This is a genomic window from Streptomyces sp. NPDC056452 (assembly GCF_042796085.1).
In the GTDB taxonomy this organism is placed as follows: domain Bacteria; phylum Actinomycetota; class Actinomycetes; order Streptomycetales; family Streptomycetaceae; genus Streptomyces.
Window position 1 is genome coordinate 99545 of record NZ_JBHTRI010000030.1, and the last position, 10110, is coordinate 109654.

A 10110-nucleotide genomic window follows, 5' to 3' on the forward strand; every position below is an offset into this window, starting at 1 on the left:
CCTCCTTGAGAACAAGCTGAGTTTAGGGACTACCGACACGGCCGTACGACCCGTCCCCAAAGGTGAACTTGCCCACACGGAGTGTGATTCGAGGCTTGCTCGAGTCGCGAAATCCCTTGTCGCACCACGGTACGCCGCGATCCTTAACCGCACAGTAGCCACGAGGTGTGGTCCAAGTCTCTGTTCGTACGGTCAGCCACATGCAGTGTTTCTTTGTGGACACCCTACGAACGGCCGATGGAATCTTTGCCGAACGTACGAGGTGGCGCGAGGACTGCGCGACCCCTTGTCCGAAGGATTACCGGTTAGTAGGGTCCGCGCTGTATCGCAGGTACTACAGGTAACAGGGGGTGGGCGCCGTGGTGCGCAGATCAGTGGCCGTCATAACCGCGATCGTTCTGTTCGGGGAAGCCGCGGGCATCGTGCTCATCAACGGCATCCTCGCAACGGTCGTCGACAATCAGAAGATGTCCCTGGCGGGCATGGACCCGGACGTGATGTCCACCGGCACATGGGTGATGGGCGGCTTCTCCGGGCTCCTGCTCGTGGCGTGCGGTCTCATCCCGCTGCTGGCCGGGATCCGTGACCGCGCGCCGGGCCGGATCGGCAGGATCGCCCTCATCGGGTGCGCGGTCGTGCACGTGGTGCTGGGCGCCGTGGTGGTCGGACTGGTCGGCTGGACCGCGTTCGCTTTCATGATGGTCGTCCTGGGACTGATCGTGCTGACCCTGGTGGCGTACGGACGCCGTGAGGCGGGAAGCGACGAGAAGGAGACCGGCACCAGCGGGAGCGGCGCCGGAGCCGGGGCGCCCGCACCGGCGTGACACCGGTCCGCTCAGACCCACAAATCGGTTACCGAGAGGTCGAGTTCGCCGAGCAGGCGGCGCAGCAGGGGCAGTGAGAGCCCGATGACGTTGCCGTGGTCGCCCTCGATCGAGTCGACGAAGGGCGCCGAGCGGCCGTCCAGGGTGAACGCGCCCGCGACATGGAGCGGCTCGCCGGAGGCGACGTAGGCGGCCACCTCGGCGTCGGTCGGCTCGCCGAACCTGACGACGGTGGACGCGGTCGCCGACGCCGTACGGCCGGTCGCCGTGTCGATCACGCTGTGCCCCGTCTGCAGGACTCCGGACCGGCCGCGCATGGACTTCCAGCGTGCGGTGGCCTCCTCGCTGTCGGCGGGCTTGCCGAGCGCCTCACCGTCCAGCTCGAGGACGGAGTCGCAGCCGATGACCAGCGCGCCGGAGGCTTCGGGGCGGGCCGCGACGGCGGCGGCCTTGGCCTCGGCCAGTACGAGCGCCAGCTCGGCCGGTGTCGGGGCCGAGAGCGCGTCCTCGTCCACGCCGCTGACGATCACCTCGGGGGCGAAGCCCGCCTGGCGCAGGAGGCCGAGACGGGCGGGGGAGGCGGAGGCGAGCACGAGACGGCGCTGATCAGTCATAGCGGCCATCGTAGAAGGGCCCCGGAGCCCTTGTGACCCGGACTCGGCCCCTGTGACACGGGCTCGGCCCGCCGGGACGCGGAACCGGTCCCTCGTGACGGGGACTCAGCGGGTGCCCAGGACGAACATGGCGACGACCATGGCCAGGGCGAGCAGAAGCCCCGCGCGGCGCATCATCTCCTGGGCGTCGCGCAGTTCCTTCGGCGGCTTGTTCTCGGGGTCGGACCACAGCATGGTTCCGATGGTGGTCCCGGTACGGCTGCGGCGCCTGAGTACGCGTACTCAGGCGCCGCAGCGGTGTGACTCAGCGCTTCCCGGTCAGACGGGCCAGTACGTCCGGGCCCAGGACCGCGGGCCCGGCCGCATCGCTCCGCGGCGCGCGACACGGCCCGGGTCGGACCACTGCTCGGGCGGCAGCGGATCGCCGGACGGCAGCGCGGCACCGGCCACGGCACGCGCCCGGACGACCGCGAGGGCGGCAGCCAGTTCCTCCGGGGTGGGATTGCCCCGTACGACCTTGATCATGGTGGCTCCCGGTGCCTAGAGGGGGATGTTGCCGTGCTTCTTCGGGGGCAGCGACTCGCGCTTCGTGCGGAGCTGGCGCAGGCCCTTCACGAGGTGGGCCCGGGTGTCGGACGGCATGATGACCGCGTCGACGTAGCCGCGCTCGGCGGCGACGTAGGGGTTGAGGAGGGCGTCCTCGTAGTCGGCCATCAGTTCGGCGCGGGTGGTCTCCGGGTCGTCGGCGGCGGCGATGGTGCGGCGGTGCAGGATGTTGACCGCGCCCTGCGCGCCCATGACCGCGATCTGTGCGGTGGGCCAGGCCAGGTTGAGGTCGGCGCCGAGGTGCTTGGAGCCCATGACGTCGTAGGCGCCGCCGAAGGCCTTGCGCGTGATGACCGTGATCAGCGGGACGGTCGCCTCGGCGTACGCGTAGATCAGCTTGGCGCCGCGGCGGATGATGCCGCCGTACTCCTGGTCGACGCCCGGCAGGAAGCCGGGGACGTCCACGAAGGTCAGGACCGGCACGTTGAACGCGTCGCAGGTCCGGACGAAGCGCGCGGCCTTCTCGCTCGCGTTGATGTCCAGACAGCCGGCGAACTGCATCGGCTGGTTGGCGACGATGCCGACGGGGTAGCCCTCGATGCGGCCGAAGCCCGTGATGATGTTCGGCGCGAACAGGGCCTGGGTCTCCAGGAACTCGCCCTCGTCGAGCACGTGCTCGATTGCGGTGTGCATGTCGTACGGCTGGTTCGCCGAGTCCGGGATGAGGGTGTCGAGCTCGCGGTCCTCGTCCGTCGTCTCCAGGTCGGCCTCCTCGGGGAAGGCCGGAGCCTCCGAGAGGTTGTTCGACGGGAGGTAGGACAGCAGGGACTTGACGTACTCGATGGCGTCCTTCTCGTCGCCCGCCATGTGGTGCGCGACACCGGAGGTGGTGTTGTGCGTGCGGGCGCCGCCCAGTTCCTCGAAGCCGACGTCCTCGCCGGTGACCGTCTTGATGACGTCGGGTCCGGTGATGAACATGTGCGAGGTCTGGTCGACCATGACCGTGAAGTCGGTGATCGCGGGGGAGTAGACCGCGCCGCCGGCGCACGGTCCGACGATCAGGGAGATCTGGGGGACGACACCCGAGGCGTGCACGTTGCGCCGGAAGATCTCGGCGAACAGGCCGAGGGCGGCCACGCCCTCCTGGATGCGGGCTCCGCCGCCGTCGTTGATGCCGATGACCGGGCAGCCGGTCTTCATCGCGAAGTCCATGACCTTCACGATCTTCTCGCCGTAGACCTCGCCGAGCGAGCCGCCGAAGATCGTGAAGTCCTGCGAGTACACGCAGACGGGACGGCCGTCGACCGTGCCGTAGCCGGTGACGACGCCGTCGCCGTAGGGGCGGTTCTTCTCGATGCCGAAGTTCGTCGACCGGTGGCGTGCGAACTCGTCGAGCTCCACGAAGGAACCTTCGTCGAGCAGGAGCTCGACGCGCTCACGGGCGGTCAACTTGCCCTTGGCGTGCTGCTTTTCGACGGCGCGTGCGGAACCTGCGTGCGTGGCCTCGTCAATACGGCGCTGCAGATCCGCGATCTTGCCCGCGGTCGTGTGGATGTCGCTCTGCGGCTCGGACATCGGGTGGCGGCTCCCTGCCTGGTCACGGGGACGGCTGGTACATCCAGTAAAGGTGCTGGACCGGAAAGTGCTCGACGGCTACCGGCTCGTCGGCTGGTGTTAGCTACTGACCCGTAGCGTATCGGCGCGCCTACGGTTCGGCAGTGCGTCGTTGCCCACACCTAATGTGGGTTGCATGACACCTCCGGATGCGCCACACAACCGCTGGTCGGACCTCGACAGACCGCCCCTGAACGCCGCCGCGCTGCGCCGGGGACTGCTGAAACCGGGCGGCCTTTGGACCTCGCTCGACATCGTCGGGACGACCGGCTCCACCAACTCGGATCTCGCGGCACGGGCCGCCTCCGGACTGGCCGAGGGCACTGTGCTGGTCGCCGAGGAGCAGACCGCGGGCCGCGGGCGGCTGGACCGGAGCTGGACGGCGCCGCCCCGGTCGGGGCTGTTCTTCTCGGTCTACCTGACCCCCGGCAACGTGCCCCCCGAGCGCTGGGGCTGGCTGCCGCTGCTGGCAGGTGTGGCGACCGCGACGGGTCTCGCGCAGTCCGCCGGCGTCGACATGGCACTGAAATGGCCCAACGACCTCCTGGTGACCATTCCGACGGGCTCCGGCACCCGCCCCGGGGAGACCGGGACCCCGCCCGGCGCGGAGCGCAAGACCGGCGGCATCCTCGCCGAACGGGCCGGTGACGGCGTCGTCATCGGCATCGGGCTCAACGTCTCCCTGCGCGCGGCCGAGCTGCCCGCCCCCCAGGCCGGTTCGCTGGCGCTCGCCGGGGCCGTGTCGACCGACCGGGAGACGCTGCTGCGGGCCGTCCTGCGCTCGCTGGAGGAGTGGTACGGCCGGTGGCGCGAAGCCGACGGCGACGCCGCCGAGAGCGGCCTGCAGGCCGCCTACGCGGCGGGCTGCGCCACGCTGGACCGCAGGGTGCGGGCCGAGCTGCCCGGCGACCGGTCCGTCGTCGGCGAGGCCGTCGCGATCGACGGCGACGGACGGCTGGTCCTGGCCACCGGGGACGGGCTCCAGGAGCCGGTCTCCGCCGGTGACATCGTCCATCTGCGCGGAGCGGAGGGCGGGCTGACCTGAACCGGGCCGGCGCCGGCGTACGCACGGCGCGGACGGCACAGGCGATTACGGACGATGTCTCTCATGACGCACCCGAACCGGGCAACCGGGGACGTGAGCTGGGGCACACCTGCCGTATCGTTGAGGCGATCCAGCGACAGATCGGCAGGGCAGTGCGCAGGGAACGGGCAGGAGGCGGCCGGTGACCGTCGACGACACGAACTCAGGCGCGGGCGCGGAGCCCCCGCCGGGATCCTCGGTCCACGCGACACCGCATCACGAAGTCGACCACACGGCCGAACCGACCGACGACCCTCTCGCGATCCGGCTGGAACAGCTGATCCTGGGGGCCGACCGGCGCTACACGCCGTTCCAGGCGGCCAGGACCGCCGGGGTCTCCATGGACCTGGCGTCCCGGTTCTGGCGGGCCATGGGCTTCGCCGACATCGGGCAGGCCAAGGCGCTCACCGAGGCGGACGTGCTGGCGCTGCGGCGCCTCGCGGGCCTCGTGGAGGCCGGGCTGCTCAGCGAGCCGATGGCGATCCAGGTGGCCCGGTCGACCGGGCAGACGACCGCGCGGCTCGCGGAGTGGCAGATCGACTCCTTCCTGGAGGGGCTGACCGAGCCCCCCGAGCCCGGCATGACCCGTACCGAGGTCACCTATCCGCTGGTCGAGCTGCTCCTGCCGGAGCTGCAGGAATTCCTGGTGTACGTGTGGCGGCGCCAGCTGGCCGCCGCCACCGGCCGGGTCGTGCAGGCCGCGGACGACGAGGAGATGGTCGACCGCCGGCTCGCCGTGGGCTTCGCCGACCTGGTCGGCTTCACGCGGCTCACCCGGCGGCTGGAGGAGGAGGAGCTCGGCGAGCTCGTCGAGGCGTTCGAGACGACCTCCGCCGACCTGGTCGCCGCCCATGGCGGACGGCTCATCAAGACGCTCGGCGACGAGGTCCTCTTCGCCGCGGACGACGCGGGCACGGCGGGTGAGATAGCGCTCCGGCTGGTGGAGGCGATGGCGCAGGACACCACGATGCCCGCTCTGCGGGTTGGCATCGCGTTCGGCACGGTCACCACCCGGATGGGCGATGTGTTCGGGACGACGGTGAATCTGGCCAGCCGGCTGACCTCGATAGCGCCGAAGGACGCCGTGCTGGTCGACGGCGCGTTCGCCCAGGAGCTGACGCGGACCGGTGACGCCCCCGCCTCCGAGGCGCAGGCGGCCGAGGTGGTCGCGGCGGCGGCCGAGCGGGCGCGGCTGGCCGAGAAGGAGGGGCGGCCGGTGGAGGAGGAGCCGCCGCTGCCGACGTACCGCTTCGGGCTGCAGCCGATGTGGCAGCGGCCTGTGCGGGGGCTGGGTGTCGTGGAGCCGTGGTTGCTGGCGCGGCGGGGTAAGCCGGCGTCCTGACGTGGTGAGGGGTGCGGGTGGCGCCTGCGGCGGGCCCGTCCCCTACCCGCCCCTTCCCGAAACCGTGGGCTCCGCCCCCGGGCCCCGGTCCTCGATCGCCGGACGGCTGGGAGCGGTCGAGCTCAAGGATGCCCTCAAGCGCCGGGCGGGCTGGGGTGTGCCCGGGGTGGGCTCGAAAGGTGCCCTCAAGCGCCGGGCGGGCTTGAGGTTGCCCGGGCAGGCTTGAGGTTGCCTGGACGGGCTGAGGCTGCCGGGGTGGGCTGAGGCTGCCGGGGTGGGCTGGGGCCGGGTGCGCGCCTAGGATCCCCCGGTAACGCTCGTTAACCGGAGGGGTGCAGCATGACCGTCACGTCGGAGCAGCGGTTCGGGGAGTTCGTCGTCGTGCGGCGGCACGAGGGTCAGGAGCACGTGGCCGAGCTCGTGCTCGACCGGCCCAAGGCGATGAACGCGGTGTCCACCGACATGGCCCGTTCGATCGGGGCCGCCTGCGACGCGCTCGGCGCCGATCAGGGGGTGCGCGTCACCGTGCTCACCTCCAGCCATGAGCGGGCCTTCTGCGTGGGCGCGGACCTCAAGGAGCGGAACTCGTTCACGGACGCCGAGCTGGTACGGCAGCGGCCCACCGCGAGGGCCGCGTACACGGGCGTGCTCGAACTGCCGATGCCGACCGTCGCCGCGGTGCACGGCTTCGCCCTCGGTGGCGGCTTCGAGCTCGCGCTGGCCTGCGATGTGATCGTGGCCGACCGTACGGCCGTGGTCGGACTGCCCGAGGTGTCCGTCGGCGTCATTCCCGGCGGCGGCGGTACGCAGCTGCTGCCCCGCAGGGTCGGCGCCGCGCGCGCGGCGGAGCTCGTCTTCTCCGCGCGGCGGGTGGAGGCGGCCGAGGCGCGTGAGCTGGGGCTGGTGGACGAGCTGGTCGACGCGGGGCTGGACCGGGACGAGGCGCTGGCGCTCGGCGGCCGGATCGCCGTCAATTCCCCGGTGGGGCTGCGCGCCGCGAAGCGGGCCCTGCGGCTCGGCCAGGGGCTGGATCTGCGGGCGGGGCTCGAGGTGGAGGACGCGGCCTGGCGGTCGGTGGCCTTCTCCGGGGACCGGGCCGAGGGCGTGGCCGCGTTCAACGAGAAGCGGAAGCCGAACTGGCCGGGTGAGTGACGGCCCGGCCCGGCGGAACGCGCTGAAGATCATCCGCGCTGTCAACTGATCAAATCACCGCAAACCTCCCTAAGCTGTGGTGATGGGCGGTGATGATGTGCGTCTGCGTGCCGTGGTTTCGCTGGCGCAGACGATGGCGGCGGCCTACACCTCGCGCGAGTCCTGGCGGGCCGCGGCGCTGGGGGCGTGCGAGGCGCTGGGCGGCAGTTTCGCGGCACTGTCCGTGTGGGAGCGCGACCGGGGCAGGCTGCGGGTGCTGGTGAACGCGGGGGAGCGGGCCGAGGGGGAGGAGGAGTTCCCCGACGAGGAGGCCTACCCCGTGCACCAGTTCCCGGAGATCACCGAGTTCCTGCACGAGCGCTGGGCGGGCGGCGGTGAGCCGGACGCCTGGGTGGAGACCGCCGACGGCAGCGCGGCCGCCGGGGCCCCGGCCCGGGGTGCCCGCCCCTACTGCCATCAGCGGGTCGCGGCCCTGCGGCGGCGGGGGCGGGGCTGCTGCGTGGTGGCGCCGATCGTCCTGCACGGGAGGGCCTGGGGCGAGCTGTACGTGGCGCGTCCGGCCGGTGCGCCGGTGTTCGACCGGGACGACGCGGACTTCGCCACCGTGCTGGCCGCCGTCGTCGCGGCGGGCATCGCCCAGACCGAGCGCCTGGAGGAGGTCCGCAAGCTGGCCTTCACCGACCCGCTGACCGGGCTGGCCAACCGCCGAGCAGTCGACCTCCGGCTCGACGAGGCGGTGGAGCGGCATCGTATGGAGGACGCCGTGGTGAGCCTGGTCGTCTGTGACCTGAACGGCCTCAAGGAGGTCAACGACACCCACGGCCACGCGGTCGGCGACCGCCTGCTGGAACGTTTCGGCTCCGTGCTCTCGCTCTGCGGGGCGATGCTCCCCGGGGCGCTGGCGGCACGGCTGGGTGGCGACGAGTTCTGTCTGCTGACCGTGGGACCCTCGGCGGACGACGTGGTCCGGGTCTCCGAGGAGCTCTGCGCGAGGGCCGTCGCCCTGGAACTCGGCAACGGGGTCGCCTGCGGGGTCGCCTCGACCGGCGACGAGATCGGACCCGTACGCTCCGCGCGCCGGCTCTTCCGGCTCGCCGACGCGGCCCAGTACCAGGCCAAGGCGGCCCATTCCAGGAGGCCGGTGGTGGCGGGGCGCGACGGCGAGGTGATCCGGCTCGCCGACTCCCCGCCCAAGTCGCCGCACGACCGCCGCAGGCTGCGCGGAAGTCCGCCGCCCGGGAACGGGATGCCGGACCGGTAAGGGGTCAACCCGTCGACCGCTAGTGACATGTCGAGATTCAGTCCGTACGCTTCTGAATATGGATATGCATACAGTCGTGGTGGGGACGTCCGGTACCACCGCCGAGGACGTCATCGCCGTGGCCCGCGGGGGCGCCCGTGTCGAGCTCTCGCAGGCCGCCGTCGACGCCCTGGCCGCCGCCCGGGAGATCGTCGACGCGCTGGCCGCCAAGCCCGAGCCGGTCTACGGCGTCTCCACCGGCTTCGGCGCCCTCGCCAGCCGCCACATCAGCCCGGACCTCCGGGCACAGCTGCAGCGCAACATCGTGCGCTCGCACGCGGCGGGCATGGGCCCCCACGTGGAGCGCGAGGTCGTGCGGGCGCTGATGTTCCTGCGGCTGAAGACGCTCGCCTCCGGGCACACCGGCGTACGCCCGCAGGTCGCGCAGACCATGGCCGACGTGCTCAACGCGGGCATCACCCCCGTCGTGCACGAATACGGCTCGCTCGGCTGCTCCGGCGACCTGGCCCCGCTCTCGCACTGCGCCCTGACCCTCATGGGCGAGGGTGACGCGGAGGGCCCCGACGGCGTCGTGCGCCCCGCCGGTGAGCTCCTCGCCGCCCACGGCATCACGCCCGTCGAGCTGCGCGAGAAGGAGGGCCTCGCCCTCCTCAACGGCACCGACGGCATGCTCGGCATGCTCGTGATGGCCCTCGCCGACCTGAAGAACCTCTACACCGCCGCGGACATCACCGCCGCGCTCTCCCTGGAAGGCCTCCTCGGTACGGAGAAGGTCCTCGCCCCCGAGCTCCACGCCATCCGCCCCCACCCGGGCCAGGGCGCCTCCGCCGACAACATGCTGCGGGTACTGGCCGGATCAGGCCTCACCGGCCACCACCAGGACGACGCGCCCCGGGTCCAGGACGCCTACTCCGTACGCTGCGCACCCCAGGTCAACGGGGCCGGACGCGACACCCTCACGCACGGGCGGCTCGTCGCCGACCGTGAGCTGGCCTCCGCCGTCGACAACCCCGTCGTGCTCCCGGACGGCCGCGTGGAGTCCAACGGCAACTTCCACGGTGCGCCCGTCGCGTACGTACTCGACTTCCTGGCGATCGTCGCCGCCGACCTCGGCTCGATCACCGAGCGCCGCACCGACCGGCTCCTGGACAAGAACCGCTCGCACGGGCTGCCGCCGTTCCTCGCCGACGACGCCGGTGTCGACTCCGGGCTGATGATCGCCCAGTACACGCAGGCCGCCCTGGTCAGCGAGATGAAGCGGCTCGCGGTCCCGGCGTCCGTCGACTCGATCCCGTCCTCCGCGATGCAGGAGGACCACGTCTCCATGGGCTGGTCGGCCGCGCGCAAGCTCCGTACCGCCGTCACCAACCTCGCGCGGATCGTCGCCGTCGAGCTGTACGCGGCCACGCGCGCCGTCGAACTGCGCGCCGCCCAGGGACTGACCCCCGCGCCCGCCTCGCTGGCCGTCATCGAGGCGCTTCGGGCCGCCGGTGTCCAGGGGCCGGGCCCCGACCGCTTCCTCTCGCCCGACCTGGCGGCAGCCGACGCCTTCGTCCGGGAAGGGAAGCTGGTCGCCGTCGCGGAGACGGTGACCGGACCGCTCGCCTGACCCGTACGCACGGAAGGGCGGGGGGGCCCCCCGGGGCCCCCCCCCCGCCCCCGCGCGCCGAACC

10 protein-coding genes are annotated in these 10110 nt (G+C 72.0%); 6 read left to right on the forward strand and 4 right to left on the reverse strand.

What is annotated here, in order from left to right:
• Window positions 1-359 precede the first annotated feature (359 nt).
• Window positions 360-824, forward strand: coding sequence for a hypothetical protein (locus tag ACFQ6X_RS26755; protein ID WP_383185006.1), 465 nt, complete (start codon window positions 360-362; stop codon window positions 822-824).
• An 11-nt stretch (window positions 825-835) separates the two neighbouring features.
• Here ACFQ6X_RS26755 and ACFQ6X_RS26760 read toward each other — a convergent pair whose 3' ends face one another.
• The 4 genes from ACFQ6X_RS26760 to ACFQ6X_RS26775 all read right to left on the reverse strand — a co-directional run bounded on the left by ACFQ6X_RS26760 (window position 836) and on the right by ACFQ6X_RS26775 (window position 3559).
• Entirely contained in the window at window positions 836-1447 is a 612-nt protein-coding gene (locus ACFQ6X_RS26760; RefSeq protein WP_383185008.1) for a nucleoside triphosphate pyrophosphatase, read from the reverse strand.
• A gap of 96 nt (window positions 1448-1543) precedes the next feature.
• Window positions 1544-1672, reverse strand: coding sequence for a morphogenic membrane protein MmpB (gene mmpB, locus ACFQ6X_RS26765; protein WP_267882482.1), 129 nt, complete (start codon window positions 1670-1672; stop codon window positions 1544-1546).
• Between the two features lie 84 nt (window positions 1673-1756).
• A complete protein-coding gene (locus ACFQ6X_RS26770) occupies window positions 1757-1963 on the reverse strand; it encodes an acyl-CoA carboxylase epsilon subunit (protein ID WP_383185011.1) in 207 nt (68 codons plus the stop codon).
• Window positions 1964-1978: 15 nt separating this feature from the next.
• Window positions 1979-3559 carry an acyl-CoA carboxylase subunit beta gene (locus ACFQ6X_RS26775; protein ID WP_383185013.1) on the reverse strand — a complete coding sequence of 527 codons (1581 nt, stop codon included), beginning with the start codon at window positions 3557-3559 and terminating at the stop codon, window positions 1979-1981.
• Window positions 3560-3734: 175 nt separating this feature from the next.
• Between ACFQ6X_RS26775 and ACFQ6X_RS26780 the strand changes: the two genes are divergently transcribed.
• The 5 genes from ACFQ6X_RS26780 (at window position 3735) to hutH (ending at window position 10046) form a co-directional block, all read left to right on the forward strand.
• Window positions 3735-4643 (forward strand): biotin--[acetyl-CoA-carboxylase] ligase, encoded by a 909-nt coding sequence (locus tag ACFQ6X_RS26780; protein ID WP_383185015.1) that lies wholly within the window; start codon window positions 3735-3737, stop codon window positions 4641-4643.
• A gap of 181 nt (window positions 4644-4824) precedes the next feature.
• Entirely contained in the window at window positions 4825-6024 is a 1200-nt protein-coding gene (locus ACFQ6X_RS26785; protein ID WP_383185017.1) for an adenylate/guanylate cyclase domain-containing protein, read from the forward strand.
• 339 nt (window positions 6025-6363) lie between these two features.
• Window positions 6364-7176: an enoyl-CoA hydratase-related protein gene (locus tag ACFQ6X_RS26790; protein WP_329207996.1), complete on the forward strand. Its 813-nt coding sequence runs from the start codon at window positions 6364-6366 to the stop codon at window positions 7174-7176.
• A gap of 82 nt (window positions 7177-7258) precedes the next feature.
• Entirely contained in the window at window positions 7259-8437 is a 1179-nt protein-coding gene (locus tag ACFQ6X_RS26795; RefSeq protein ID WP_383185019.1) for a diguanylate cyclase domain-containing protein, read from the forward strand.
• 58 nt (window positions 8438-8495) lie between these two features.
• A complete protein-coding gene (gene hutH, locus ACFQ6X_RS26800) occupies window positions 8496-10046 on the forward strand; it encodes a histidine ammonia-lyase (RefSeq protein ID WP_383185021.1) in 1551 nt (516 codons plus the stop codon).
• Window positions 10047-10110 lie beyond the last annotated feature (64 nt).

Bases quoted from the DNA above. Each gene is read 5' to 3' on its own strand.
- ACFQ6X_RS26760 (WP_383185008.1), bottom strand. From the start codon at position 1,447: ATGGCCGCTATGACTGATCAGCGCCGTCTCGTGCTCGCCTCCGCCTCC.
- mmpB (WP_267882482.1), bottom strand. From the start codon at position 1,672: ATGCTGTGGTCCGACCCCGAGAACAAGCCGCCGAAGGAACTGCGCGAC.
- ACFQ6X_RS26770 (WP_383185011.1), bottom strand. From the start codon at position 1,963: ATGATCAAGGTCGTACGGGGCAATCCCACCCCGGAGGAACTGGCTGCC.
- ACFQ6X_RS26775 (WP_383185013.1), bottom strand. From the start codon at position 3,559: ATGTCCGAGCCGCAGAGCGACATCCACACGACCGCGGGCAAGATCGCG.
- ACFQ6X_RS26780 (WP_383185015.1), top strand. From the start codon at position 3,735: ATGACACCTCCGGATGCGCCACACAACCGCTGGTCGGACCTCGACAGA.
- ACFQ6X_RS26790 (WP_329207996.1), top strand. From the start codon at position 6,364: ATGACCGTCACGTCGGAGCAGCGGTTCGGGGAGTTCGTCGTCGTGCGG.
- ACFQ6X_RS26795 (WP_383185019.1), top strand. From the start codon at position 7,259: ATGGGCGGTGATGATGTGCGTCTGCGTGCCGTGGTTTCGCTGGCGCAG.
- hutH (WP_383185021.1), top strand. From the start codon at position 8,496: ATGGATATGCATACAGTCGTGGTGGGGACGTCCGGTACCACCGCCGAG.